This window comes from Mycobacterium shunyiense, from assembly GCF_058270035.1.
Window position 1 is genome coordinate 67,825 of the sequence record NZ_JBZDPT010000011.1, and the last position, 26,387, is coordinate 94,211.

Sequence of the window (26,387 nt, forward strand, 5' to 3'; positions counted from 1 at the left end):
GTGTCGATCCTAATGGGGCCGTTTCAGGCCAGTCCGGGGTGGACGCCGGGGATCAGGCCGGCCGCGGCCGACAACCGGCGCAGCAGGTGGCGCAGCGCGGTGCGTTCGTCGTCGGACAGTGACGCCGTCACCTCGTCCTCAAGTGCACGACCTGCGGAGTCCAGGGCTGGGACCAACTCGCGCGCCCGCCCGGTCAGAGATACGGCGAATGCCCGCCGGTCATCGGGATGCGCCCGGCGTTCGACGAGGCCCTCGGCCTCCAGCGTATCGATCAGCGCGACCATGACATTGCGGTGCAGCCCAAGGCGTTCGCAGAGCTCGCGCTGCGACTGCCCGTCGACACCGGCGAGTGCCAGCAGAACCGCGGTGGCCCTGGGATGCAGACCCAACGGCTCCAGCTTCGCTCTGAAGCCATCGGCCACATATGCGCCGAGTTGGGACAGCAGGAACGGGATGCGCTCGTCGAGAGCGGACACACCGGACGGTTCCTCAACCATGCCGCCGACACTAGCACTGTTAGTGATTGTCATATAACGTGATTGTCACTATTAGTGACTAATTGGGAGGCAACATGCGAATCGCCATCTTTGGCGCCAACGGGGCAACCGGACGTCTGCTCACCCGCCGGGCCCTCGACGCCGGGCACGACGTCGTGGCGGTCACCCGCCACCCCGAGGCGTTCCCCGTCACCGGCGCCGCACTCACCGTGGCCGAGGCCGACGTGCGGGACGCGGACGCGGTCGCCGCCGCCGTCGACGGCGCTGACGCAGTCCTGTCCACCCTGGGCGTCACGTTCACGATGGATCCCGTCGACACCTACTCGATCGGCGTGAGCAACATCGTCACCGCGATGCACCGGACCGGGGTCGAGAGGTTGGCCGTCGTGAGTTCGACCGCGATCGCCGACTATCCCGGCCGCACCGCTACGCCGTTCGCGCTGCGCCTGGTCCAGCCCGTCATCAGCCGCATCTTCGGCAGGACCCTCTACGCCGACATGCGTCGCATGGAAGAGGTCGTGACCGCCAGCGGACTGGACTGGACGATCGTGCGGCCGTCCGGCCTGTTCGACCTGCCGAACGTCACCGATTACATTGCCGGCCAGTGCGACCCGGTGGGCGCGTTCACGTCGCGCACCGACCTTGCCGACTACCTGCTGAAGCTGGCCGATTCACCGGAAACCGGTGCGACCGTGACGGTTTCGACGACTGTAGACACGCCGTCCATGTGGCAACTGTTACGCCGCGAAGCGCTCAAGAGCGCATGACGTTCCCGCGCGCGCTCAGCCGAAGAACTCGGCGGCGTCGTCGTAACGGGACTGCGGTACCAGTTTGAGGTGGCGGGTCGCATCGGCCAGCGGTACCCGGCCGATGTCCTGCCCCTGCAACGACACCATCATCCCGAACTCGCCGGCATGCGCGGCGTCGGCCGCGTTCACACCGAACCGGGTGGCCAGCACGCGGTCATAAGCCGTCGGGGTACCGCCGCGCTGGACGTGGCCGAGGACCGTGACGCGTACATCCTTTTTGATGCGCTTCTCCACCTCGAGCGCCAATTGCTGTGCCACACCGGTGAATTTCTCATGCCCGAACTCGTCCATGCCGCCCTGACGCAGTTGCATGGTGCCCTCGGCCGGCTTCGCCCCCTCTGCCACCACGCAGATGAAGTGTGACGATCCGTGCTGGAACCGCTTCTTGACCAGCCGGCACACTTCCTCGACATCGAAGGGCTGCTCGGGGATCAGGGTCATGTGCGCGCCCGACGCCAGCCCGGCGTTGAGCGCGATCCAGCCGGCATGCCGGCCCATCACCTCGACCAGCATGACGCGCTGGTGGGATTCGGCGGTGCTGTGCAGCCGGTCGATGGCCTCGGTTGCCACCTGCAGCGCCGTGTCGTGACCGAAAGTCACGTCCGTGCAGTCGATGTCGTTGTCGATGGTCTTGGGCACCCCCACCACCGGGACGTTCTCCTCGGACAACCAGTGCGCGGCGGTCAGAGTGCCTTCACCCCCGATCGGGATCAACACGTCGATCCCGTTGTCTTCGAGGGTCTGCTTGATCTGATCCAGGCCCGCCCGCAGCTTGTCGGGGTTGACCCGCGCGGTGCCCAGCATGGTTCCGCCCTTGGCCAACAACCGGTCATTGCGATCATCGTTGGCCAATTGGATTCGGCGATCCTCCAACAACCCTCGCCAGCCGTCGAGGAATCCGACCACCGACGAGCCGTAGCGCTGGTCGCAGGTACGCACCACCGCCCGGATCACCGCGTTCAGGCCAGGACAATCACCGCCGCCGGTGAGAACTCCGATGCGCATGGCCCCATCTTGCCCTCCGGCGACCGTTTCAGTGGGCCGAGCAGACGCACAATTGCACGAGACACACGATTTTCATGTGACTCTGCGTCTGCTCGCCGGGAATTACAGAGCGCTGGGCAACGGGCCGCGGGCGGCCTCGTAGGCCGCGCCGACGCGGTACAGCCGGTCATCGGCCAGGGCCGGCGCCATGATCTGCAGACCGACCGGCAGGCCGTCGTCGGGCGACAGCCCCGAGGGCACCGACATGCCACAGTGGCCGGCCAGGTTCAACGGCAACGTGCACAGGTCGAACAGGTACATGGCCAACGGATCGTCGACCTTCTCCCCCAGCCGGAATGCAGTGGTCGGCGTCGCCGGCGACACCAGGACGTCCACGCTCTGGTAAGCCTGCTCCAGGTCGCGGGCGATCAGGGTCCGCACCTTCTGCGCCTGGTTGTAGTAGGCGTCGTAGTAGCCCGCCGACAACGCGTAGGTACCGATCATGATCCGGCGCTTGACCTCCGGCCCGAACCCGGCGGCCCGGGTCAACGCCATGACCTCCTCGGCGCTGTGCGTGCCGTCATCACCGACCCGCAGCCCGAATCGCATCGCGTCGAACCGTGCCAGGTTGCTCGACACCTCCGACGGCAGGATGAGGTAGTAGGCGTCCATCGCATGGTCGAAGTGCGGGCAGTCGACCTCGCTGACCTCGGCGCCGAGCGCGGTCAGTTGGGCGACTGCGGCATTGAACGACTCCAGCACGCCGGGCTGGTAACCCTCGCCCCGCAACTGCTTGACAACACCGACACGCACGCCCTTGAGATCGCCTGCCGCACCGGCCCGGGCGGCACCGACCACGTCGGGCACCGGGGCGTCGACGGAGGTGGAATCGCGGGGATCGTGGCCGGCGATCACCTGGTGCAGCAGCGCGGTGTCGAGCACCGTGCGCGCACACGGACCGCCCTGATCCAGCGACGACGCGCAGGCGATCAGGCCGTAGCGTGAGACCGTGCCGTATGTCGGCTTGACGCCGACGGTCGCGGTCAGCGCGGCCGGCTGACGGATCGATCCGCCGGTGTCGGTGCCGATCGCCAGCGGAGCCTGGTACGCGGCCAGTGCCGCAGCGCTACCGCCGCCCGACCCGCCGGGTACCCGCTCGGTGTTCCACGGGTTACGGGTCGGTCCGTAGGCCGAATTCTCGGTCGACGATCCCATGGCGAATTCGTCCATGTTCGTCTTGCCGAGGATCGGGATGCCCGCTGCGCGCAGCTTGGCGGTGACGGTCGCGTCGTACGGTGCGCGCCAGCCTTCGAGGATCTTGGATCCCGCGGTGGTCGGCATGTCGGTGGCGGTGAAGACGTCCTTGAGCGCCAGCGGAACCCCGGCCAGCGGCGAGGGCAGCGTCTCGCCCGCGGCCACGGCCGCGTCGATCCGGGCCGCGGTGGCGAGCGCCGAATCGGCCGCCACATGCAGAAAGGCGTTGAATCGCTCGTCGGTCTCGGCAATCTGGTCCAGGTGGGCCCGGGTCACCTCGGTCGAGGAGACCTCCTTGGCCGCGATCTGGGCACCCAGGGTCGCCGCATCGCGACGGGTCAGCTCACTCATGCTCGTCATTCACCCTCTCCGAGAATCCGCGGCACGGCGAAGCGGCCGTCTTCGGCGCGCGGCGCCGCGGCCAGCGCCTCCTCCTGCGTCAGGCACGGCTCGACGACGTCAGGGCGACTGACATTCACGTCCTTCAGCGGGTTGCCCGTCGCCTCCACGCCGGTGACGTCGACGGACTGGATCTGGCTGACATGGCCGAGGATGGCATCCAGCTGGCCGGCGAAACTGTCCAGTTCGTCGTCGGTCAGCGCCAGACGCGCCAGACGCGCCAGATGGGCAACCTCGTCTCGGGAGATCTTCGACACGACAAAGCAGCCTAGTCAAAGCACCAGAGGTGTCATACAGCGGCAGCACCCGCCGCTGTGTGGCGCTAGAGCGTGCGCGTGACCGCCACGACTTTGAATGTCGCCGACTTCATTTTTTCAACAGTCGATTTGTCATGGACCGACCCGAACGCAGTTCGTTTCTGGATGGCATGCGGCCCAAGGAGAGCTCCTGCACCCGAGTCCGTGGCGATCTGGACGCCACTGCTGTCGAATGCACCGAGCGTCACGAAGAAGCTGCGTGTCCGGTCAGTTTTATTGGTCAGCGTGAGGGACAACTTGGGTGATCCGGACGGGGTGACGGAGACCTCGCCGAAATCGACCTGCAGCTCATTCGCGAGAACGTCTTCGAGGTTTTCATTCATGAACTCCTCGCCACCGAGCTCAGCAGAGGGACCTGCCGCATCGGACTTGGTTGTCGGCGTCGTGAGTGCCGGTGCCACGAGCATGACAACGCTGACCGCGACCGCGAGTGCGGATATCACCGTGCCCGTAACGGCCGGTAGCGGGTGGGCCGCGGCAGTGCGGAGCAGGGCGACGATGCCTGCGGCAACGCCGATACCGGCCACGACGGTGGCCGCCGGAACCAGTGAGAACAACGCCAGCGCCATGCCGATCAATCCGGCGATGGTCGCGGCAGCCGACCACAGGTGCGGTGTGCTGCCACCGGAGCTCGGACCTGTGGGTGCCGCGGGAATCGGTGTGGCGGTGTACATCGTCTACCTCTCAGAGACCTGGTGTCGTGACATCGATAACCCGGAAGTTGGCGCCCTTGAGCTCGTCGGCTCGTTCCTTGCTCACCGGCCCGGTGAACATCTCGATGTCTTGCGAAGCACCCGGAACCAAATGCAAGACAGTCCGGTCGGCCTGGATCTGATTGTTGGAGTCGCCCTCATAGGCTCCGATCGACAACGAGAATTGTCCGCCGGTTGCCGACCTACTCGTCACCTTCACCTTCAATCGGTTGTTCACGACTCGATCCGCGTAGCCGTCGGAGGCGGGTTGGAACTCAAACTCATAGTTACCGATTTCGACGTCAAGGCCGTCGCCGGCCGCTGATACGACCTCGGACCCGCCGTAGACGAACCCCATACCGATGGCGATGGCGATGGCGATGGCGGACAAACCGCCGCCGAGAACCGATGGAACCACCGATTCGTCGTGTACGCGTTCCCGCCGCAGCCATCCGATGGCGGCGGCAATGATCCCGAAGACACCGGCAACCGCACCCACCCAGCCCGCCGGTGGCGGCGCGAAGGCCAGTCCTATTCCGCAGGCGCCGACCACCAGGGAGACCAGCGGCCACCTTCGCCGCCATCCGGTCCCGGCGCTCCGCGCACGGGGCGCTGCGCCGTACCCGGCCATCGGGACTCCGTAATCCGGGGTCAACTGCGGTGCCCCACCGCCGTACATAGATGGGGGTGCGGCGTAACCCCACGATGGACCACCACCGGAATTCGGGGCCCCGGGCGTGGGTGGGAACTGTTGCCCGCCAAAGCCACCCGCCGACGGCGGATAGTCGGGCGGAGTGCCCCACGGATCTGGCCCGGTCATCGGATCGGCTCCCCACAGTGCATGAACGTCTCGTCTCGGCTATTTCGGTTCACGGGAACTCGCCTCGATCACTCGGAAGGTCGCGTTCTTGATCTGGTCGTAGTCCACGGGACTCTTGGAACCGTCAAAAGCCTTGGTTTTCTTCGTCTGTCCAGCGTTCAGCGTTTCCTCGATCGAAGACGTCGCCAATTGGGTGGTTCCTTCGAAGGCCCCGATCAGCACATAGAACGTCCGTGCTTCTGTCAGGCGATTCGTCACGGTGACCGACAACTCACCTTTCCCGCTCGACATCACAAAGTCTCCGACTGCCACCTCGAGCTGGTCGGCGAGCACGTTTTGTGTGTTCGCTCGGTCTGCTCGCGGGGCCGCCGTCTGCGCTGGGGGCGTCTCGACCCCATCGCCCGAACCTGAATAGACGAGGGTCATGACGATGCCCATGATGAGGGCGAGCGCCGAGGTGGCAGTGCCGATCGCAGCAAGAGTCGGCCCGTCGGTTCCCCGTCGTACCAGAGCAACGATTCCGACTGTCAGTCCGGCGATACCGGCCACCGACGCAACCAACCCGACGTAATAGGGCACAAACGCCAGTAGTAGTGCACCGACACCCACGATCACCGAAATGATCGCGAGTACCGATGTGGCACCGTGGGTTTGCTGCGGAGCGGGCGATACCGGTTGGCCGGTTTGTCCGAGGATGTTCGGCGGATGCGCGCCGAATCCGCTTCCGAATTCAGGCGGTTGCCCGCCGAATGGTCCCGTCACGTCAGACCTCCCTGCTCCGGGCGGCGACGACCTTGAACTCTGCCGACTTGAGCTTCTCGGCGACTGCAGGATCGGTTTCGAAAGTGAAGTACTCCACCGTGGTGGTGGCGTCGCCTTCCAACGTCCCCGGATTTCCGCCCTTACTGAAGAAGGTGCCACCAATCTGGGTGCGCTCGTCGACGAATGCTCCGATGTCGACCCCGAAGTCGCGAGCAGTGCTCGTCTTGTTATGGAACGTGACCGGTATTTTGTTGCTCCACACCTTGTTAGCGCCGCCGTCGAGCGTGTACTCGAACGCCCCGAACGTGACGTCGAGTTCGTCGCGCAAGACAGTGTTGGTCGCGCCACTCTCATCCGCCCCTGCTGACGAGGCGGGTGAGCTCCCGCTGGGCGAATTGACGTGAACCAGAACGGAACTCACCGTAAGAACAACGGCAACACCCGCGGCCACCACACCGGAAATCGCCAGTGCCGGAACCTGTTCCCGATCGCGACCAGCCTGGCGTATACCGACGATCCCCGCAGCAAGACCCGCCAAGCCGATGACGGCCCCGATCAGGCCGAGCCAGAACGGGGCGTCGCTGTAGAACGGGACCAACACGAGTGCTACGCCGATGATTCCGATCACCACGGACAGGATCGGCCACAGCTCACCGGCCGAGTCGGCTCGCGGCGACAACGGCTGACCGATCGGCGGCGGTGCTGCCAACCCAGCATCGGGATACCCGTGCTGTTGTCCATGGGCCTGGCCACCCGCCGCGAACGGATCACCGAACGGCGAATCGAACCCGCCGCCAGGCGGTTGCTGCCCGAAACCGGTCATCGCATATCCCTCCACATGCTCAGTAAGGCGAGCAACTTGCCTTGGTCACTTCGAATGTCCCGGTCCGCAACCGATCTGCGTCCTCGCGTTTGATGCTGCTCTGGCCCAGACTGAAGATGTTCTCGCGAGCGGTGGTTCCAGGATTGAGCCTCATGTCCAGCAGGTATCCACCCCGGATCTCGGCTCCCGCACCGTCGACCGCCCGTACGGTGAAGCGGCACGTGCGGGGGATGTCGCGCTTGCTGACCACCGTCATCTCGGCCACCGGATCCCGCACAATAAAGTCGCCGCCGTCGTCGCTGTACGGGCCGAAGCTGACGTCGACTTCGTCTTTGAGGACCGATTGGATGTCGTAGTTGTTCTCCGGGATCACCGTCGCCGGGGCCAACTTCTTCGAGGTCGTTGTCGTGGGGGCTGCGGATGCCGGTGCCGGTGCCGGCGTCCGATACACGATGAAGAACATCACCGCGGCAAGGGCCATCGCCAGCACCGACACCACGATTCCGGTGATCGCGCTGCCCGCGCCGCGCCCGTCGCGCTGTGCTGCCTGCAGGCCCAAGACGCCCGCGACGATGCCGAAGATCCCGACGGGTATCGCCACAAATCCGATACCGGCGGGAAAGAGCGCGACGGCCAAGGCGCAGATCCCGACGACCAACGCAATCAAGGGCCAACGGGACCCCGCTGTCGGTGGTGGCTGCGAGGTATCCGGCGGTGTACCGAACGGCTGCAATGGGCTTCCGAATGTGCCGTTGTCGGCGGGCCAACCGCTTCCCCACTGCGTCATCGCGCGACGAGCCCCCCGATCACGGTGAAAGTTACCTGTGAACACCCCTGCGCGAGCATCGTAACCGGGCCTGGCCTGGGGAGCTGACACCAATTTCCCCTCGGCTCGGCCCGCGTCGCGACGTCGCCCGGCGGCCTACCGGCATGCCCTGAGACTCCCCCTGTGCAACAGTGATGCGTGTGCCTTCGTATCTGCTCCGGGTCCAGCTAGAGGACCGACCAGGCAGCCTCGGCTCGCTCGCCGTGGCGCTCGGGTCGGTCGGCGCCGACATCCTGTCCCTCGACGTCGTCGAGCGTGGAACCGGCTACGCCATCGACGATCTGGTCGTCGACCTGCCGCAGGGTTCGATGCCCGACAGCTTGATCACCGCCGCCGAAAACCTGTCCGGCGTCTATGTCGACAGCATCCGGCCCCATACCGGGCTGCTGGAGGCGCACCGCGAACTTGAATTGATCGACCACGTCGCGGCGGCCCGTTCGAAGGCACAGCGGCTGCAGGTGCTCGCCGAAGAAGCGCCACGAGTTCTGCGGGTCGGCTGGTGCACGGTGGTCCGGTCCAATGGTGACACAGTGGAACGGGTCGCCGCGAGCCACGGCGCACCCGAGACCCAGGCACAGTCGGCGCCGTGGCTGCCGTTGGAACGGGCTTCGACGCTCAACGGCACCGAGCCATGGGTGCCACAGGTCTGGAGTGACATGGACACCACGCTGGCCGCCGCGCCACTGGGCGACCACAACACCGCGATCCTGTTGGGCCGCCCAGGTGGTCCGGGTTTCCGGCCGTCGGAGGTGGCGCGGTTGGGTTACCTGGCCGGGATCGTCGCGACGATCCTGCGCTGAACCGGACTAACCTTCGTCGGCCGTGGCCTCGTCGGCGGCCGGCGGACCTTCCGCGAGCAGCGTGCGGAAGCCGTCCTCGTCCAGGATCGGGACCCCGAGTTCGACGGCCTTGTCGTACTTGGATCCGGGCGCGTCCCCGGCGACCACGTACGCGGTTTTCTTCGACACCGAGCTGGCGGCCTTGCCGCCGCGGCTGATGATGGCCTCCTTGGCCTCGTCGCGGGAGAACCCGGGCAGTGAGCCCGTCACCACGATCGACAGGCCTTCCAGCGTGCGCTCGATGCTCGCGTCGCGCTCGTCGGCCATCCGGACCCCGGCGTCACGCCACTTGTCGACGATGGCGCGGTGCCAGTCGACGGTGAACCAGTCGACTACCGCGGCGGCGATGGTCGGGCCCACGCCTTCCACCGCGGCGAGCTGTTCCTCGGAGGCCGCGACGATGGCGTCGAGGCTGGCGAACTCCGTGGCCAATGCACGTGCGGCGGTGGGACCGACATGTCGGATCGACAAGGCCACCAGCACCCGCCACAACGGCTGGGCCTTGGCCTTGTCGAGATTGGCCAGCAGGCGCTTGCCGTTGGCCGACAGTTCGCCGGCCTTCGTGGTGAACAGCTCGGTGCGCAGCAACTGGTCGGCGGTCAAAGTAAAGAGATCGCCCTCGTCGGCGATCACCCCGGCCTGCAACAGCGCGGTGGCGGCCTCGTAGCCGAGCCCCTCGATGTCGAACGCGCCGCGGCCCGCGACGTGAAACACCCTCTCCCGCAACTGCGCCGGGCAACTGCGGGTGTTCGGGCAGCGGATGTCGGCGTCGCCCTCCTTGGCCGGGGCCAACACGGTGCCGCATTCGGGGCAATTGGTCGGCATGACGAACGCATGCTCGGATCCGTCCCGCAGGTCGACCACCGGGCCGAGCACCTCGGGGATGACGTCGCCGGCCTTGCGGATCACCACGGTGTCGCCGATCAGCACGCCCTTGCGCTGAACTTCGGTCGCGTTGTGCAGTGTGGCCAACCCGACAGTTGAGCCGGCCACCTTGACAGGCTCCATGTAGGCGAACGGTGTGACCCGGCCGGTCCGCCCCACGCTCACCCGGATGTCGAGCAGCTTCGTGGTGGCCTCTTCCGGTGGGTATTTGTAGGCCACCGCCCAGCGAGGGGCGCGCGAGGTCGATCCGAGCCGACGTTGCAGCGCCACCTCGTCGACCTTGACGACCAGGCCGTCGATCTCGTGGTCGACGTCATGGCGGTGCTCGCCCCAGTACGCGATCCGCTCGGCGACCGCGGCGACTCCGGACACCTTGGCCGTGTGTGCGGACACCGGCAGGCCCCACTGGCCCAGCGCCCGGTAGGCGTCGTGCAACGACGCAGGGCTGAAGCCTTCGGTATGGCCCAACCCGTGACAGATCATCCGCAACCGGCGGCGCGCCGTGACCGCAGGATTCTTCTGGCGCAGCGAGCCCGCTGCACTGTTTCGTGGGTTGGCGAAGGGCGGCTTACCCTCGGCGACCAATCCGGCGTTGAGCTCATCGAAGTCGGCGACCCGGAAGAACACCTCGCCACGTACTTCCAGCACTGCGGGCACCGGGAACTCGTCGGAGGCCATCAGCTGCTCGGGGATGTCGGTGATGGTGCGGGCGTTGAGTGTCACGTCCTCACCGCTGCGCCCGTCACCGCGGGTGGCGGCCCGAACCAGCCGCCCATTGCGGTAGACGAGTGCGAGCGCGACGCCGTCGATCTTGAGTTCGCACAGGTAGTGCGCGGCATCGCCCGTCTCCCCGCTGATCCGGGCTGCCCAGGCCGACAGCTCGTCGGAATCGAACACGTTGTCCAGGGACAGCATCCGTTCGAGGTGCTCGGCCGGGGCGAATTCGGTGGCGAACCCGGCGCCACCGACCAGCTGGGTCGGGGAATCGGGTGTTCGCAGCTCGGGGTGGTCGGATTCCAGCGCCTGCAGCTCCCGCAGCATGGTGTCGAATTCGGCGTCCGAGACGATCGGCGCATCCTTGACGTAGTAGCGGAACTGGTGACCACGCACCTCGTCGGCAAGCTCCTGCCAACGCCGTCGCAGGTCGGCATCGGGCTGTTCGGGCAGCACGGCGTCGGTATCCACGGGCGGCTTCTCACTCACCCTGAGCAGGCTAGTCGAGTGCGCCGACAGCTCAGGGCAGCGGCAACCGGCGGAACTTCACGATGTCGTGCCAGCGGTTCCCGGTGGCATCGCAGAACTCGAAGTCATCGGCTTCCACCAGCTCACGTAGCTCGGCCACACTCAGGCGGTCCGGGTCAGGGAACCCTTCCCGGAATATCAGCAGCGCACCGGGTTTGAGGATCCGGTGCAAGGACCGGATGCACCCTCGCCTGTCCGATATCTCACCGAACGACGAAGCCAGGAATGCCACGTCGAAACTGTCGTCATAGAACGGGAGCTCTCCGTCGGCATCGCCCATGTGGAAGCTGACGTTGTAGCACTCGGCGCGGTCCAGGGCGCTGCGGGATTTATCCAGCATCTCCAGTTGAATGTCCAACAGGTCCAGCCGGCCCCGGGGCAGGTTGCGGGCGATCGCGACGCTGAAATATCCGGGGCCCGGCCCGATTTCGAGCACCCGCTCGAACCCGGTCAGCTCGAGCCGTTTGACTGCACGGTCGTCATCGCCGCTGAGTCGCCGCAACGGATTGTTCAAGAAGTAGGCAGCCCGATGGGGATACGGATACCTACCCGTCCGGCGGGTTTGCCGGGTCAGGGAATCCAACCAAGTCGTGGGCATGTCCACCTTCCTACTCGATAAGGCAAGGCTAGCCTAACAATCAATTCTGGAAGTCCTCACCTACCGCTACCCTGTCGACATGCCGCACCCGATCATGTTCAGCGACGACGACTTGGGCCTGGCCGAACTCCGCACAATTGCCCTGGGATTTCCCGAGGCATTCGAGAAGATCTCGTGGGGACGCCCGGTGTTCTGCGCGCCGAAGATGTTCGCCATGTACGGCGGGAACGTCAAACCCGAGCGCCGCGGCGAGATGGTGCCGTACCCACATTCTCTGCTGATCAAGGTGGACGAGAGCGACCGTCGGGCACTCGAACAGGACAGCCGCTTCTTCTTCCCGGCCTACATGGGCCCCTTCGGCTGGCTCGGTCTGGACTTCACTGCGGCGAAGGTGGATTGGAGCGAGGTCCGCGAACTCATCGACGCCTCGTTCCGCCTGGTCGCCTCACGCCGCCTCATCAAACAACTCGACGAGAACTGATCGGAAACAGCCATGAGTTTCGCCAGCCCATTCCCCGACGTCGACCTGCCGACCGTCAGCGTCTACGACTACCTGTTCGCCGACATGTCGCCGGCCGACGCGGACCGGATCGCCTTGGTGGATGCCAAGTCCGGTACCGAAACCAGCTACGGCGATCTGGTCAGCCGGATCGACGCATTCGCCGGAGGGTTGGCGGCCCGCGGGATCGGTGTCGGTGACGTGGTGGCACTGCTGTCCCCCAACAGTTCGGATTTCGCGATCGCGTTCCACGGCATCCTGCGCGCCGGGGCCACCGCCACCACCGTCAACGCACTGTTCACGGCACGGGACATCACCAAGCAGCTCAAGGATTCGAAGGCCCGCCTGCTGGTCACGGTGAGCGCGCTGCAACCCCAGGCCCTTGAGGGAGCACTGGGAGCCGGCCTCACCGAGGACCAGGTGGTGGTACTCGACGGCGCCGGACTCGGCGCCGACGGCCCGGCGCCCGAGGTGAGCTTCGATCCGGCCACCCATCTCGCGGCGCTCCCCTACAGCTCGGGCACCACGGCCAACCCCAAGGGTGTCATGCTCACCCACGCCAACCTGACCGCCAACGTCGCTCAGATCCGCCCGTTGCAGGGTTTGACCTCCGATGACCGGCTGTTGGCCGTGCTGCCGTTCTTCCACATCTACGGCATGACGGTGCTGCTCAACGCCGCCCTGCATGCGCGCGCCCAACTGGTCATCATGCCGTCGTTCGATCTCGGCGAATTTCTGGGCAACATCGCGAACCGCCGGTGCACCTTCGTCTACATCGCCCCGCCGGTGGCCGTCGCACTGGCCAAGCACCCGCTGGTCGATTCCTACGACCTGTCCTCGTTGCGGGCCGTCCTCTCCGGTGCGGCCTCCCTCGACGCCGATCTGGGTCGCGCGGTCGCAGATCGATTGAGCTGCACGGTGTCTCAGGGCTACGGCATGAGCGAGTTGAGTCCGGTCAGCCACATCACCCCGCACGACGGTGGACTGGCTGCGGTGGGCACGGTGGCTCCGCTCGACTCGTGCGGCTGGACCGTCCCCAACGGCGTGAGCAAGCTGGTCGACCCCGACACCGGTAAGGAAATCGAGATCCCCGCAGAGGGTTTGAGCGAAACCGGCGAACTCTGGTTCAAGGGCCCCAACGTGATGGCCGGCTACCTCAACAACGAAGCGGCCACGCAGGAGACCATCGACGCCGACGGCTTCCTGCACACTGGAGATCTGGCGCAGGTCGATTCCGCCGGCTGTGTCTACGTCGTCGACCGGCTGAAGGAACTCATCAAGTACAAGGGCTACCAGGTGCCGCCGGCCGAATTGGAGGCCGTGCTGCTGGGCCACCCCGGCATAGCCGATGCCGCGGTGATCGGGGTCCAGGACAAGGAATCCGGCGAGGAAGTGCCGAAAGCCTTTGTGGTCAAACAGCCTGCATCCGAATTGAGCGCCGACGAGGTGATGGCGTTCGTCGCCGGTCTGGTGGCTCCCTACAAGAAGGTGCGCCAGGTCGAATTCATCGACGCAATCCCCAAGTCGTCGGCCGGCAAGATCCTGCGCCGGGAACTCCGCGGCGGCTAGACCACTTTGTCACGCCAGAGTGGCACTCGGCATCGACAGCCACGCTGGCGTGACAACGGGCGTGCGAGACGTTCGCTACTCCTCGACGTAGGCCCGCAGGCGGTCGATCGCGCCGTCCCAGCGCTGCGACAGCGCTGTCAGGTAGTCGCTGGCCTGCACCAGCGGCTCGGGCTGGATCCGCCAGATGCGTTCGCGGCCCATGCGGTCGCTGGTCACCAATCCCACCGCCTCCAGCAGCAGCAAGTGCTTGGTCGCGGCCTGACGCGTCACCGGAATCACTTGCGTCAGTTGCACTGTCGAACAGGGCCCGCCCTCGCACAGGCGGGTGACGATGCGCAACCGGTTGGGATCGCCGAGCGCATCGAACAGCGGTGCGCGGTCGGCGACGGCGCCCGTCACACCGGCTCACCGAGTGCGAGGTATTTCCGCACCATCTCGGTCTGGTGGGCCCAGCCATCGCTGTTGGCCTCGAAGGCCGACCTCCGCCGCGCCTCGGGGATCGCGTCGAATCCGGATTCGACGATGCGCAACAACACGCCGCCCTCGGATTCGGTCAAGGTGAACTCCACGAGCGTCGTGGGCGCCTCGGGCTCGCGGGAGCCCGGTTCGACGGCGTAGGGATGCCAGCGGTAAGCCAACCGGTGCGGCGCCTCCACCGCCACGATGTGCCAGGCGTCGGCCTCCCCGGCGTAGGGCTCCTGCATCGCGGCGACATCCTCGTCGACCTCGGTCAGGGTCATCACCCCGTTGACCGATTTCCCGGCGACGAACGGCCCGTCGAAGTGCACGCCGAACCAGCGGCCGAACTCCTCCGAATTGCTGATGGCCCGCCAGACCCGGTCCAGCGGCGCCTTGAGCAGAACTTCCTTTTCGATCCGGTCGGTACTCATATGCAACCTTTCAGTTGCTTCTCAGCGTAGGAGCATCCGCACTCACACGCAACCTTTTGGTTGCTTTTTTCAGATCGCGTCCGGATCTTCGGCGAAGGCATCCGCTGCCTTCTGCGCGAGTTCCACCGCTGTGCGCGCCCACTTCGCGGTGGCGCCGGCCAGCCCACAGGCCGGCGTGATGCCGATCCGGTCACGAAGGACCGGCCTGCCGAAACCGAGTCGGTCCGTCAGCGCCGCGGCCGCCTTGGCGACCTCTTCGGCCGAGGGCCTGCCCTCGGGAGCTGTCGAGGGCACCACCCCGAGCAACACGGTCCGGCCCGAGTCGACGAACTCCCCGATTCCGTCCAGATCAGCGGGCGTCAAGGTCGAAACATCGACCGAGACGGCGTGAACAGCACTGCGCAACAACGCCTTCCATGGCAGATCGGGCGCACAGCTGTGCAGCGCGACTTCCGACCCGGTCGCAGCCACGCACGCGTCGAGCAGGTTCATCGCCAGCGGCTCGTCCACCGGATGCACGGGGGTGAAACTCGTGACCCCGGACAGCCGCCCCGCCAGCGCAGCGGGCAGTGACGGCTCGTCCAACTGGACCACCACCGGGGTTTCCAACCGCCGGGCCACCTCGGCCCGGTGAACCGCCAAACCCTCGGAGAGGGACGCCGAAAGGTCCCGCAGCGCACCGTGATCGGTGATGGCGCGATGTCCGTTGGGCAGCTCCAGCTGAGCCGCCAGCGTGATCGGGCCCGAAGCCTGCACCTTCACCGCACGCCCACTACCCCGCAGTCCGGCGCGCTCCCACGCTTCCTCGAGCGCGTCGATGTCCTCACCGAGCAGGCTCACCGCTCGGCGCAGCGCAGCGCTACGCCCCGGGGCGATGCGGTACCCGCGCGGCACGGTGTCGATACCGATGTCGACCAGCAGGGCCCCGGCCCGACCGATCAGATCGGCACCGATCCCCCTGGCCGGCAGCTCTACGAGGTGCGACAGGGAGTGCAGCTCACCTACGACGACTTCTGCGGCAGTCCGCGCCTCTGTCCCCGGCCAGGAACCGACACCGGTCGCTGTGGCGAAAACACTCACGCGCGTGCGATGGTCGCGCTGGCGATGACCTCGTCGCCCTCGGCATCGGGTCGGTACAGCACCACCGTCTGCCCGGGAGCGACGCCGCGCAGCGGCGCCCGCAGGGACAACACCAACCTGCCGTCGCACAGCTCGGCCACCGCGTCGGTGATGCCGCCGTGCGCGCGCACCTGGATCTGGCATTCCACCGGTCCGTCCAGCGGGGTCCCGCTGGTGAATACCGGCTTGTCGCCGAACAACTCCCGCACCTCGAGATCCTCGGCAGGTCCGACCCGCACCGTGCCCGTCTCGGCATCGATCGCGGTGACATACCGCGGTCGGCCATCGGCTCCCGGTCCCGGAATACCCAGGCCCTTGCGCTGGCCGATCGTGAAACCGTGCACGCCTTCGTGTTCGGCGAGTACCGTGCCGTCGTTGTCGAGCACCGCTCCGGGCCTGATGCCGATACGTGCGCCCAGGAACGCCTGGGTGTCCCCCGACGGAATGAAGCAGATGTCATGACTGTCAGGCTTTTTCGCGACTGCCAGGCCGCGCTCGGCGGCCTCGGCCCGGATCTGCGGCTTGGGCGTGTCACCGATCGGGAAGACCGCATGTGCCAACTGCTCGGCCGTCAGCACACCCAGTACATAGGACTGGTCCTTGTCGGCATCGACGGCGCGCCGCAATCGGCCGTCCTCCAGCCGCGCGTAGTGACCGGTGGCCACCGCATCGAAACCGAGAGCCAGGGCGCGGGCCGCCAGCGCGGAGAACTTGATCCGCTCATTGCACCGGACGCAGGGGTTGGGGGTCTCGCCGCGGGCGTAGGACTCGACGAAGTCGTCGATCACGTCATCCTTGAACCTGTCGGCGAAATCCCATACATAGAACGGGATGTCGAGGATGTCTGCCACCCGGCGGGCATCGCCCGCGTCTTCCTTGGAGCAGCATCCCCGCGATCCGGTGCGCAAAGTGCCGGGCGCCGACGAGAGCGCCATGTGCACTCCGACGACATCGTGTCCGGCGTCGACCATGCGGGCTGCGGCCACCGAGGAATCCACGCCACCGCTCATTGCGACCAGGACTCTCATGAGAAGGTCCTCCCCGCACTGGCCAGTGCCGCCTGCCGGGCTCGCTCGACCGCCGCGGGCAGTACGTCCAGCACCGCATCGACGTCGGCGTCGGTGCTGGTGTGCCCCAAGGAGAACCGCAGTGATCCTCGCGCGGTGGCCGGGTCGGCACCCATCGCGATCAGAACATGTGACGGCTGCGCCACGCCGGCTGTACACGCCGAGCCGGTGGAGCATTCGACGCCCTTGGCGTCGAGCAGCATCAGCAGCGAATCACCTTCGCAGCCACGGAAGGTGAAGTGTGTGTTGGCGGGCAACCGGCCGGCTCCGCGGGGCCCGTTCAGGTAGGTGTCCTCGATCATGGACAGCACGCCCTCGATCAGCCTGTCCCGCAACGCCTGCACCCGCGAGCTGTGGTCGGACAGCCCCCCGATCGCCACCTCGGCCGCCGCGGCCATCGCCACGGCACCGGCCACATCCGGGGTCCCGGAGCGTACGTCGCGCTCCTGACCGCCACCGTGCAGCAGCGGCACGCAGGCGGTGTCCCGACGCAGGACCAGCGCGCCGATGCCCATCGGGCCGCCGAACTTGTGGGCGGCCACGCTCATGGCCGCCAATCCGGTCTCGCCGAAATCGACGGGGACCTGGCCGACGGCCTGAATGGCGTCGCTGTGCATCGGGATTTCGAACTCGGCCGCGATGGAAGCCAGTTCGGCGATCGGCATGATCGTGCCGACCTCGTTGTTGGCCCACATGATGCTGACCAGCGCAACGTCAGCGGGTCCGTCACCGGCCTCGAGCGCCGAGCGCAGTGACTCGGGTGTGACGACGCCCTCGGCGTCGACCGGGAGCCAGGTCACCTCGGCGTCCTCATGGTCGACGAGCCACTGCACGGCATCGAGAACCGCATGATGCTCGACGGCGGTCGTGACGATGCGGCGCCGCTTCGGCTCGGCATCGCGGCGGGCCCAGTAGATGCCTTTGACGGCCAGGTTGTCGCTCTCGGTGCCACCGGCGGTGAAGATCAACTCCGACGGCCGGCAGCCCAGCAGGCGGGCCAGCGTCTCGCGGGCCTCCTCCATCCGGCGCCGTGCCAGGCGCCCTGAACCGTGCAGCGAGGAGGCGTTGCCCACACTCGACAGCGCAGCCGTCATCGCGTCGATGGCGGCTGGGTGCATCGGGGTGGTGGCGGCGTGATCGAGATAGACCGGCCTGCCCGCGGAGGAGCTCATAACCTCTCCAGGATAGCCGCTGGCAGGCGACCCGCCCTCCAGCCGCCTCAGGCCACCAGAATGTGCGCGGGAGCTCCAGGAAGCTCCTGGTGGCCCCGCACCACTGCCTCGCAGCGTCCGGCCAGCACCCGCCGGTCTTCTCCGGGCAGCTGCAGCGACCCGACGTGGACATGGCACACCGTGCGACGCGCGGTGATGACCCGCCGCACCGACCGCAACAGGGTGTCCTCGCCCACGAAGGCCGGGATCGTCGACGGGCGGCCGTCGCGGTGACGGTAGTCCAGCCGCAGCGGCTGCACCGGGCGGGCCGCATCGATCGCGGCCTGGAACATCGCCGGCCGGAACGGTCCGTACGCCAGCCCGCACCAGGTGGTGCCCTCCGGGAAGGCCACCACGGTATGTCCGGCCCGCAGACGTTCGGCCACGGTGTCGACCACCGCGGGCAGCCGGCGCAGGCTGCCCCGGTCGATCGGGATCACCTTCATCACCCGGGCCAGCCGGCCCAGCGCGGGCCATTCGACCAGATCCGCACGCGCCACGAAGGAGCCGGGCAGCACCGACCCGACCGTGAAGATGTCCAGCCAGGACACGTGACCGGTGACCACGAGCACCCCTTGCAGATTACGAATAGGGCCGCCCGACAAGGCGATTCGCACTCCGAAGCAACGCAGCATCAGCCGACAGTAGAACCGCTGCAGGTGCCAGCGTCCGGGCATCGGCACTGCCAGCAGAACCGCCCCCGGGAACAGGACAACCGCCATGACAACCCGCACCGTGGTGCGTACCCACACCACGAGCCGCCTTCCGGCGTCCGCACCGTCTACGTGCACACAGCTGGAGTCACACGACGCCCTGGGCAGCCATGGGTGCTGGACGTTCGCGGCGGTCACGACGCGTCCCCGGCCACCCCGCCGGCCATGTCGGCGGCCGCCGAGACCGAGCGCAGGCGCTTGAGGTAGCGGACGTCCGCGCGGCGCTTGTCCAGTAGGGCCGGGAAATCCCCCACCCCGAAGTCGGGGTCGTGGGCAGGTTCCCCGCATACCTGCGCACCGAGCCGCAGATAGCCGCGCATCAGGGGCGGCACCGTGGTCCGCGACGGCGGGTCGATGTCGTCGAGTCCTCTGCCGTCGAGCACCACCGGCCGGTACGGGTACACGGTGTGCTCGGCGGGGGCCGCGTGGCGGCGCCGCACGAAGTCGCGGACTCCGCGGATCTGGGTTCCGGGCGGCCCGTCGGCGTTACCTGCAACCGGAACCGATACGCAGCCGGTCACGTAGTCGTACCCGGAACGGTCGAGGTAGGCCAGGATGCCTGCCCACATCAGCAGGACGACGGCCCCGTTGCGGTGATCGGTGCGCACCACGGCGCGGCCCATCTCGACCAGGGACGGCCGCAGCGCGTCGAGACCGCGTACATCGAATTCGGTGGCGGTGTACAGCCCGCCCGCGGCGATGGCGCCCGGTGGCGGCAGCATCCGGTAGCAACCCACCAGCTCGCCGGTGCGGTCCTCCCGGACCAGCAGGTGGTCGCAGTGCTCGTCGAATCGGTCGGCGTCACGTCCATCGGTGGTCCCGGCCAGAGCGAACCCGGGTTCGGAGGTGAACACGTCGTGCCGGAGCCGCTGGGCGGCTTCGATGAGGTCGGGGTCGGCGGACAACAGCAGGGTGTAGCGCGGCGCATCGGGCGTCGCACTGTCGGCGTGATCAGCGGCGATGAGTACAGATGCAGTGCTCATACCGAGCACGGTCGCCCAGCCGGGTCTCCAGACGGCATCGCCCGTATGACATGTCTGTGAGCGCCAGGTGACGTTTTGTGCTGCGATCAGGCGTCGAGGAACACCACGTTCTCGGTGATCGGATCGCGGGGTGTGTCCAGGTGGTTGGCCGGAAAGTCCGGGTCGGCATAGCCGATCGACACCCCGCACAGGACCGTCAGCTCGTCGGGGATACCGAGTTGTTCACGCAGCACATCCGGATAGAACGAGATCGACACCTGCACGCAACTGCCGATACCCCGTTCGTTCAACGCCAACAGCAGGGTCTGCAGGAACATCCCGACGCCGAGCGCGTCGACGTTCGTGAAATCGCGATGCATGCAGAACACCCCGGCGACCGGGGCGTGGAAGAACTCCCAGTTCCGCCGCTGGGCCGCCCAGCGGCCCTCGGCGTCGTCGCGGGCGATCCCCATGGCTCCGTAGACCAGGGCGCCGCTCTCCCTGCGCCGGTGCGCGAACTGAGGCGGCAGGCCCGCGGAGCCGATCGCCGGCGGGGCCGCATCGACCGCGGTGAGCAGCGCGTCGACCAATCGGACGCGCTGCTCACCGGTGGCGAAGAAGACGTGCCAGGGCTGCGTGTTGGAGTTCGACGGTGCCCGCATCGCCAGCGCGAGTGCCTCGTCGAGCAGTTCTCGCGGAACGGGCTTGTCCGGCAAGAACATCCGTGACGACCGCCGCGACCGGACGACGTCTCCGAACTCGGCCATCAGCGCACTCGCCGGTCCTTGCGGGCCTCGAGTTCGTCGTCCTCGACGATGACGAGCATTGGTTCGCCGGGCACACACAGCATGTTGACGAGGAACCGCAGTGGAACGTCGTCGCGATTGTTGGCATCCGAGTAGTGGATGACGTCACCGCCGGGCTCCCAGAAGGCCTCCCCCGCCTTGACCACGCGCGGTGCCTCACCCTCCAACTCGAACAGCATCTCGCCCTCGAGGACGTAGCCGAAGGCAGGTCCGGCTGGGTGCCGGTGCGGCGGTGCGCCGGGTGAACCCGCCGGCCACTCGATGATCGTCGTCATCACTTCGGCGTTCGGCGGGATGAACGGTGGTGTCACGCTGGCGATCACGGTCATCGCATCGTGCAGGGCCTTTTCCTGCTCCGCGGTCACAGGCATGTCAGTGAGCCCCGCTCCATGCGGCCCAACGGGTTTCACCGAGAATCCCGTCGTCACCGGTGACCAGGCTGTTGTCGTCGACCGCGGTACCGAAGTACTTTGCCTGCGGATCGACCACGACCGGCTTGTCGTCGCCCTGCTTGGCAAGCACCGCACGCGCCATGTCGGCGAACGAGAATTTGTCGGGCCCACCGATGTTGACGATCCCGTTGAGCGGAGCGCCCTGAGCGACTTTCGCGACCTCACCGGCGACGTCGTCGACCGAGATCAGCTGGATCCGCGCATCGGGGACCCGCACCTCGTCACCCACCACCAGCGATCCCGTGATGGCCTCGGCGAACTCCTGGAACTGCGTGGCCCGCACGATCGAGTACGGCAGTCCGGATTCGGTGATGTTCTTCTCCTGGGCCACCTTGGCCCGCATGTAGCCGCTGTCCGGGAGTCCGTCGGTCCCCACGATCGACAACGCCACGTAGTGCCCGACACCGGTCTCCTTCGCGGCGGTCACCAGGTTGCGCGAGGACGTCGTGAAGAAGTCCAGCACCGGGCCGTCCTCGAACGAGGGCGAGTTGACCACGTCGACGAGTGCGTCGGCGCCGCTGAGAGCCTCAGCGAGGCCCTCGCCGGTGAGGACATTGGCGCCCGACGAAAGGGAGGCCGCGACCACGTCGTGTCCGGCTTCGGTGAGCAACCGCACCACCCGCGAGCCGATCTGCCCGCTGGCACCTATGACTGTGATTTTCATTGTGCGAATCCTTTTCTCTGGCGTGCTGACAGAACCAACACTGGCACCGCATGCCGAGATCCAAACCCTGGAAAGTCCGTAGTCGGTCGCCTGGCCCACCGCCGCCTTGTCACGCGAGAGTGGCTCTCGGGCTCGAGCGCCACTCCAGCGTGACACTCGGCACGCGTTGTGGGCGCCGATTGCGCCACACCGTTTCGCCAGACCGTTTCGCCACATCATTGCCCCCACACAGCACAGAACCCCGGCGCACCAGGTGCACCGGGGTTCTGCGTTGACAGCTTGGGGGAACTAGCCCTTACGCGCCTTGACCGCCTCGGTCAGCTGCGGGCTGACCTTGAACAGGTCACCGACGATGCCGAGGTCGGCGATCTCGAAGATCGGAGCTTCCTCGTCCTTGTTCACCGCGATGATCGTCTTCGACGTCTGCATGCCGGCACGGTGCTGGATCGCACCGGAGATGCCCAGCGCGATGTACAGCTGCGGCGACACGGTCTTACCGGTCTGGCCGACCTGGAACTGACCCGGGTAGTAACCCGAGTCGACCGCGGCACGGGAGGCACCCACGGCACCGCCCAGCGAGTCGGCCAGCTCCTCGACGACCGAGAAGCTCTCGGCGCTGCCGACACCACGGCCACCGGCGACCACAACGCTGGCCTCGGTGAGCTCGGGGCGGTCGCCGGCGACGGCGGGCTCGCGCTTGGTGATCTTGGTCGCGTTCTCGGCCTGGGCCGGGACCTCGACGTTGACGACCTCGCCGGCACCGTCGGCCGGGGCGGCCTCGACGGCACCCGGGCGCACCGTGATCACCGGGGTGTCACTGGTGACCTGGGCCTCGACGGTGAAGGCACCACCGAAGATGCTGTGGACGCCCACTGCACCTTCGCGGACCTCGACGACGTCGACGAGCAGGCCCGAGCCGATACGCGCGGCCAGGCGGGCGGCAATTTCCTTGCCGTCTGCGGTGGCGGCGACGATCACGCCGGCAGGGGCGGCCGACTCGGCCAGCCCGGCGAGCACGTCGACGACGGGGGTGACCAGGTAGCTCTCCGCGTCGTCAGACTCGGCGACGTAGATCTTGGCCGCGCCGGCGGCCTTCAGGCCGTCGACCAGCGGAGCAGCGGTGCCGGGCTTGCCCACCACGACGGCGGCAGGCTCACCCAGCGCGCGGGCGGCGGTGATGAGCTCGGCGCTGACCTTCTTCAATGCACCTTCGGAGTGCTCAGCGAGCACAAGTACTTCAGCCATGAGTTCTCGTTATGTCTTTCTGCTAGATCAGCTTTTGCGCGACCAGGTACTCGGCGATCTTGGTGCCGCCTTCGCCTTCGTCGGTCACCTTTTCACCGGCGGTCTTCGGCGGCTTCGGGGTCGAAGACAGCACCTTGGAACCGGCATTGGCAACGCCGACCTCATCGGCTTCCACGCCGATCTCGGCGAGGGTGAGCACGGTGACTTCCTTCTTCTTCGCGGCCATGATGCCCTTGAAGGAGGGGAAGCGGGGCTCGTTGATCTTCTCGTTGACGCTGACCACGGCCGGCAGCGAGGCCTCGAGGCTGAAGACGCCCTCGTCGGTCTCACGCTCGGCCGTGACCTTGCCGCCCTCGACGGTCAGCTTGCGCACGTGGGTGAGCTGCGGCAGACCGAGGTACTCGGCGATCACGGCCGGGACCGCTCCGCCGACACCGTCGGTGGCCTCGTTACCGGCGATGACCAGCTCGGTGCCCTCGATGGTGCCCAGCGCGCGGGCCAGGGCCCAGCCCGTCTGGATCACGTCCGAGCCGTGCAGGCCGTCGTCCTTGAGGTGCACAGCCTTGTCGGCACCCATCGACAGCGCCTTGCGGATCGCCTCGGTGGCGCGCTCCGGACCGGCGGTCAGCACGGTGACGGTGCTGTCTCCACCCTCACGCTCCTTGATCAACAGCGCCTCTTCCACGGCGCGCTCGTTGATCTCGTCGAGCACGGCGTCGGCAGCCTCGCGGTCGAGGGTGAAATCGCCGTCGGACAGCTTGCGCTCCGACCAAGTGTCTGGGACCTGTTTGATCAGGACCACGATGTTCGTCATGACTCTGGTTCGTCCTCCTCGATGAGACCGGTGGCCCGGGCTCATATCACGTTCTGAGCAACTAGCACCATGTTACCGGTCGGTAACTTTTAGTGGTTCGCAGGAACACCATAGCTGGTCGGAGTTTGTATTCCGGCCTCCCCTACCACACCTCCGGGGTGAGGGAACCGTTGGTCGAATCGCTACCGACCCTTCAACCTGGGTAAGCCTGGGTTAGCCTGCCTTCCAATGAGCGCATTCGTTGGCGATCCGGATCACGCCCTACCCCTGACCGGCGAGCGGACCATCCCCGGCCTGGCCGAGGAGAACTACTGGTTTCGCCGACATGAGGTGGTGTATCAGCGATTGGCCGGGCGGTGCGTCGATCGCGAGGTCCTCGAGGCGGGCTGCGGCGAGGGTTACGGAGCCGATCTGATCGCCGATGTGGCTCGCCGAGTCGTGGCACTGGATTACGACGAGGCGACCGTGGCACACGTGCGGGCCCGCTACCCCCGAGTCGACATCAAGCACGGCAACCTCGCCGAGCTGCCGCTGGCCGACGAGTCGGTGGACGTCGTGGTGAACTTCCAGGTGATCGAGCACCTCTGGGACCAGGCGCAGTTCGTCTCCGAATGCTTCCGAGTGCTGCGCCCGGGCGGCGTTTTCCTGGTGTCCACTCCCAACCGCATCACCTTCTCCCCCGGACGCGACACCCCGCTCAACCCGTTCCACACCCGTGAACTCAACGGCGCCGAGTTGACCGAGCTACTGCAGGACGCCGGATTCACGGTCGAGTCGATGCTCGGGGTCTTTCACGGTGCCGGGCTCGCCGAGCTCGACGCCCGGCACGGTGGCTCGATCATCGAGGCTCAGGTACAGCGCGCGGTGGCCGACGCGGAGTGGCCCGAGCAACTGCTCGCCGACGTCGCGGCGGTGAGCATCGACGATTTCGACCTGACCTCCGCCGACGAGCGCAACATTGACGACAGCCTCGATCTGGTGGCAATCGCGGTGCGGCCGTGACCTCGAATCCCGACCCCGAACCGGTACCCCGGCCAAATGTCGCCGGCGACCCGGCTCCGGGCCTGTTCACGCTCGTCCTCCACACCCACCTCCCCTGGCTGGCCCATCACGGACGGTGGCCGGTCGGCGAGGAGTGGCTGTATCAGTCCTGGGCGGCGGCATACCTGCCGTTGATGCGGGTGCTGCGCGGCCTGGCCGCCGAGGACCGCAGCCACCTGCTCACCCTCGGTATGACGCCGGTGGTCACCGCCCAGCTCGATGACCCTTACTGCCTCACCGGGATGCATCACTGGCTGTCCAACTGGCAGCTGCGCGCCCAGGAGGCGACGACGCTGCGCGAGCCAGAAGGTTTGCGGCAGTTCGGGATTCGCGAGTACGCCGAGGCCGGCGCGGCCATCGAGGAATTCACCACCCATTGGCGGCACGGCGCCAGCGGACTGTTGCGCCAACTGATCGACGCCGAGACCATCGAACTGCTCGGCGGCCCGCTCTCGCACCCGTTCCAGCCGCTGCTCAACCCGCGGCTGCGCGAGTTCGCGCTACGCGAAGGCCTGGCCGACGCGCAGCAGCGCTTCGGGCACACCCCCGCCGGCATCTGGGCGCCGGAGTGTGCGTACGCGCCCGGCATGGAAACCGGTTACGCCGCAGCCGGTGTCGGCCATTTCATGGTGGACGGTCCGTCCCTGCACGGCGACACCGCGCTGGGCCGGCCCGTCGGCGAGTCCGACGTGGTGGCGTTCGGCCGCGACCTGCAGGTCAGCTACCGGGTGTGGTCGCCCAAGTCGGGGTATCCCGGTCACGCCGCCTACCGCGATTTCCACACCTACGACCACACCACGGGCCTCAAACCCTCCCGGGTGACCGGTCGCAACGTCCCGTCCGAGGAGAAGGCGCCCTACGATCCGCAGCGCGCCGACCGGGCGATCGACGAGCACGTCGCCGACTTCGTCGGGGTGGTCCGCCGCCGCCTGATCAGCGAGAGCGAACGGCTCGGCCGGCCGACACACGTGGTGGCCGCGTTCGACACCGAACTGTTCGGGCACTGGTGGTACGAGGGTCCGGAGTGGCTGGGCCGGGTACTGCGGGCCCTGCCCGAGGCCGGCGTCCGGGTGGGCACCCTCGCCGACGCCAAGGCCCAGGGTTTCGTCGGCGCTCCGGTCGAATTGCCGCCCAGCTCTTGGGGTTCGGGCAAGAACTGGCAGGTCTGGAACGGCGAGAAGGTGGCCGATCTGGTGCAACTCAACAGCGAGGTGGTCGACGGCGCCCTGAGCACCGTCGACAAGGCGCTCACCCAGCACGCCGCGGTCGGTGCACCCACCGCGCGTGACCGGGTGGCCGATCAGATCCTGCGGGAGACCCTGTTGACGGTCTCCAGCGACTGGCCGTTCATGGTGAGCAAGGATTCGGCGGCCGAGTACGCGCGCTACCGCGCTCACCTGCACGCCCACGCGACCCGCGAGATCTCGGACGCTCTGGCCTCGGGTCGTCGCGACCATGCCGAGCGCCTCGCCGACGGCTGGAACAAGGCCGACGGCCTGTTCGGCGCCCTCGACGCCCGGCGTCTGCCAAAATGACCACCAGCTCGAGCGTGCGTGTCTGCCGCTCGACACCCCGCCAAACCTCAGCA

29 protein-coding genes are annotated in these 26,387 nt (G+C 67.1%); 6 read left to right on the plus strand and 23 right to left on the minus strand.

Going from position 1 to position 26,387, the window contains the following annotated elements:
* Window positions 1-23: 23 nt before the first annotated feature.
* Window positions 24-497 (minus strand): MarR family winged helix-turn-helix transcriptional regulator, encoded by a 474-nt coding sequence (locus tag AC4ELS_RS09090; RefSeq protein ID WP_448446910.1) that lies wholly within the window; start codon window positions 495-497, stop codon window positions 24-26.
* A gap of 74 nt (window positions 498-571) precedes the next feature.
* Here AC4ELS_RS09090 and AC4ELS_RS09095 point away from each other — a divergent pair, with 74 nt between their 5' ends.
* Window positions 572-1,264 carry an NAD(P)-dependent oxidoreductase gene (locus tag AC4ELS_RS09095; RefSeq protein ID WP_064881985.1) on the plus strand — a complete coding sequence of 231 codons (693 nt, stop codon included), beginning with the start codon at window positions 572-574 and terminating at the stop codon, window positions 1,262-1,264.
* 15 nt (window positions 1,265-1,279) lie between these two features.
* On the opposite strand, the gene AC4ELS_RS09100 is transcribed toward AC4ELS_RS09095, so the two are convergent.
* From AC4ELS_RS09100 to AC4ELS_RS09135, 8 genes are all read right to left on the minus strand, one after another.
* Window positions 1,280-2,311: an ATP-dependent 6-phosphofructokinase gene (locus AC4ELS_RS09100; protein ID WP_064881925.1), complete on the minus strand. Its 1,032-nt coding sequence runs from the start codon at window positions 2,309-2,311 to the stop codon at window positions 1,280-1,282.
* Window positions 2,312-2,413: 102 nt separating this feature from the next.
* Window positions 2,414-3,895 carry an Asp-tRNA(Asn)/Glu-tRNA(Gln) amidotransferase subunit GatA gene (gatA, locus tag AC4ELS_RS09105; RefSeq protein ID WP_064881987.1) on the minus strand — a complete coding sequence of 494 codons (1,482 nt, stop codon included), beginning with the start codon at window positions 3,893-3,895 and terminating at the stop codon, window positions 2,414-2,416.
* Window positions 3,896-3,900: 5 nt separating this feature from the next.
* A complete protein-coding gene (gene gatC / locus AC4ELS_RS09110) occupies window positions 3,901-4,200 on the minus strand; it encodes an Asp-tRNA(Asn)/Glu-tRNA(Gln) amidotransferase subunit GatC (RefSeq protein WP_064881926.1) in 300 nt (99 codons plus the stop codon).
* Window positions 4,201-4,265: 65 nt separating this feature from the next.
* Entirely contained in the window at window positions 4,266-4,838 is a 573-nt protein-coding gene (locus tag AC4ELS_RS09115; RefSeq protein WP_131811635.1) for a hypothetical protein, read from the minus strand.
* A gap of 106 nt (window positions 4,839-4,944) precedes the next feature.
* A complete protein-coding gene (locus tag AC4ELS_RS09120; protein ID WP_499046831.1) occupies window positions 4,945-5,772 on the minus strand; it encodes a hypothetical protein in 828 nt (275 codons plus the stop codon).
* 39 nt (window positions 5,773-5,811) lie between these two features.
* Window positions 5,812-6,387, minus strand: a complete 576-nt coding sequence (locus AC4ELS_RS09125; RefSeq protein WP_448446915.1) for a hypothetical protein — start codon at window positions 6,385-6,387, stop codon at window positions 5,812-5,814.
* 148 nt (window positions 6,388-6,535) lie between these two features.
* Entirely contained in the window at window positions 6,536-7,357 is an 822-nt protein-coding gene (locus AC4ELS_RS09130; protein WP_499046834.1) for a hypothetical protein, read from the minus strand.
* 19 nt (window positions 7,358-7,376) lie between these two features.
* A complete protein-coding gene (locus AC4ELS_RS09135; protein WP_448446918.1) occupies window positions 7,377-8,144 on the minus strand; it encodes a DUF4190 domain-containing protein in 768 nt (255 codons plus the stop codon).
* Between the two features lie 179 nt (window positions 8,145-8,323).
* On the opposite strand from AC4ELS_RS09135, the gene AC4ELS_RS09140 reads away from it, so the two are divergent.
* A complete protein-coding gene (locus AC4ELS_RS09140) occupies window positions 8,324-8,983 on the plus strand; it encodes an ACT domain-containing protein (RefSeq protein ID WP_499046836.1) in 660 nt (219 codons plus the stop codon).
* Window positions 8,984-8,989: 6 nt separating this feature from the next.
* On the opposite strand, the gene ligA is transcribed toward AC4ELS_RS09140, so the two are convergent.
* Window positions 8,990-11,074 carry an NAD-dependent DNA ligase LigA gene (gene ligA, locus AC4ELS_RS09145; RefSeq protein WP_499047004.1) on the minus strand — a complete coding sequence of 695 codons (2,085 nt, stop codon included), beginning with the start codon at window positions 11,072-11,074 and terminating at the stop codon, window positions 8,990-8,992.
* A 67-nt stretch (window positions 11,075-11,141) separates the two neighbouring features.
* Window positions 11,142-11,732, minus strand: coding sequence for a class I SAM-dependent methyltransferase (locus AC4ELS_RS09150; RefSeq protein WP_499047006.1), 591 nt, complete (start codon window positions 11,730-11,732; stop codon window positions 11,142-11,144).
* 94 nt (window positions 11,733-11,826) lie between these two features.
* On the opposite strand from AC4ELS_RS09150, the gene AC4ELS_RS09155 reads away from it, so the two are divergent.
* Window positions 11,827-12,228 (plus strand): MmcQ/YjbR family DNA-binding protein, encoded by a 402-nt coding sequence (locus tag AC4ELS_RS09155; protein ID WP_499046838.1) that lies wholly within the window; start codon window positions 11,827-11,829, stop codon window positions 12,226-12,228.
* A gap of 12 nt (window positions 12,229-12,240) precedes the next feature.
* Complete coding sequence (locus AC4ELS_RS09160) at window positions 12,241-13,815, plus strand: 4-coumarate--CoA ligase family protein (RefSeq protein WP_499046841.1); 1,575 nt, start codon at window positions 12,241-12,243, stop codon at window positions 13,813-13,815.
* 75 nt (window positions 13,816-13,890) lie between these two features.
* Here AC4ELS_RS09160 and AC4ELS_RS09165 read toward each other — a convergent pair whose 3' ends face one another.
* The 12 genes from AC4ELS_RS09165 to AC4ELS_RS09220 form a co-directional block, all read right to left on the minus strand.
* Complete coding sequence (locus AC4ELS_RS09165) at window positions 13,891-14,214, minus strand: ArsR/SmtB family transcription factor (RefSeq protein WP_499046844.1); 324 nt, start codon at window positions 14,212-14,214, stop codon at window positions 13,891-13,893.
* A complete protein-coding gene (locus AC4ELS_RS09170; protein WP_499046846.1) occupies window positions 14,211-14,705 on the minus strand; it encodes an SRPBCC family protein in 495 nt (164 codons plus the stop codon). The genes AC4ELS_RS09165 and AC4ELS_RS09170 overlap by 4 nt, the downstream gene beginning before the upstream one ends.
* Window positions 14,706-14,774: 69 nt before the next feature.
* Complete coding sequence (locus AC4ELS_RS09175) at window positions 14,775-15,785, minus strand: uroporphyrinogen decarboxylase/cobalamine-independent methonine synthase family protein (protein WP_064960711.1); 1,011 nt, start codon at window positions 15,783-15,785, stop codon at window positions 14,775-14,777.
* Window positions 15,782-16,852 carry a tRNA 2-thiouridine(34) synthase MnmA gene (gene mnmA, locus AC4ELS_RS09180; protein ID WP_498883022.1) on the minus strand — a complete coding sequence of 357 codons (1,071 nt, stop codon included), beginning with the start codon at window positions 16,850-16,852 and terminating at the stop codon, window positions 15,782-15,784. The genes AC4ELS_RS09175 and mnmA overlap by 4 nt, the downstream gene beginning before the upstream one ends.
* Window positions 16,849-18,063, minus strand: a complete 1,215-nt coding sequence (locus AC4ELS_RS09185) for a cysteine desulfurase family protein (RefSeq protein WP_498883024.1) — start codon at window positions 18,061-18,063, stop codon at window positions 16,849-16,851. The genes mnmA and AC4ELS_RS09185 overlap by 4 nt, the downstream gene beginning before the upstream one ends.
* Window positions 18,064-18,110: 47 nt before the next feature.
* A complete protein-coding gene (locus tag AC4ELS_RS09190) occupies window positions 18,111-18,953 on the minus strand; it encodes a lysophospholipid acyltransferase family protein (RefSeq protein WP_064881949.1) in 843 nt (280 codons plus the stop codon).
* Complete coding sequence (locus AC4ELS_RS09195; RefSeq protein WP_064881951.1) at window positions 18,950-19,798, minus strand: GNAT family N-acetyltransferase; 849 nt, start codon at window positions 19,796-19,798, stop codon at window positions 18,950-18,952. The genes AC4ELS_RS09190 and AC4ELS_RS09195 overlap by 4 nt, the downstream gene beginning before the upstream one ends.
* Window positions 19,799-19,884: 86 nt before the next feature.
* A complete protein-coding gene (locus AC4ELS_RS09200) occupies window positions 19,885-20,544 on the minus strand; it encodes a nitroreductase (RefSeq protein WP_499046849.1) in 660 nt (219 codons plus the stop codon).
* Window positions 20,544-20,954 carry a cupin domain-containing protein gene (locus tag AC4ELS_RS09205; protein ID WP_064881955.1) on the minus strand — a complete coding sequence of 137 codons (411 nt, stop codon included), beginning with the start codon at window positions 20,952-20,954 and terminating at the stop codon, window positions 20,544-20,546. The genes AC4ELS_RS09200 and AC4ELS_RS09205 overlap by 1 nt, the downstream gene beginning before the upstream one ends.
* 1 nt (window position 20,955) lies before the next feature.
* Window positions 20,956-21,699: an SDR family oxidoreductase gene (locus tag AC4ELS_RS09210; RefSeq protein ID WP_064881957.1), complete on the minus strand. Its 744-nt coding sequence runs from the start codon at window positions 21,697-21,699 to the stop codon at window positions 20,956-20,958.
* 288 nt (window positions 21,700-21,987) lie between these two features.
* Entirely contained in the window at window positions 21,988-22,944 is a 957-nt protein-coding gene (locus AC4ELS_RS09215; RefSeq protein ID WP_064881960.1) for an electron transfer flavoprotein subunit alpha/FixB family protein, read from the minus strand.
* Between the two features lie 22 nt (window positions 22,945-22,966).
* Complete coding sequence (locus AC4ELS_RS09220; protein WP_055112679.1) at window positions 22,967-23,758, minus strand: electron transfer flavoprotein subunit beta/FixA family protein; 792 nt, start codon at window positions 23,756-23,758, stop codon at window positions 22,967-22,969.
* Window positions 23,759-23,986: 228 nt separating this feature from the next.
* Between AC4ELS_RS09220 and AC4ELS_RS09225 the strand changes: the two genes are divergently transcribed.
* Both AC4ELS_RS09225 and AC4ELS_RS09230 read left to right on the plus strand, forming a co-directional pair.
* Window positions 23,987-24,760, plus strand: a complete 774-nt coding sequence (locus tag AC4ELS_RS09225) for a class I SAM-dependent methyltransferase (RefSeq protein ID WP_499046851.1) — start codon at window positions 23,987-23,989, stop codon at window positions 24,758-24,760.
* Window positions 24,757-26,334 (plus strand): 1,4-alpha-glucan branching protein domain-containing protein, encoded by a 1,578-nt coding sequence (locus AC4ELS_RS09230; protein WP_499046853.1) that lies wholly within the window; start codon window positions 24,757-24,759, stop codon window positions 26,332-26,334. Before AC4ELS_RS09225 ends, AC4ELS_RS09230 begins: the two co-directional genes overlap by 4 nt.
* Window positions 26,335-26,387: the final 53 nt, after the last annotated feature.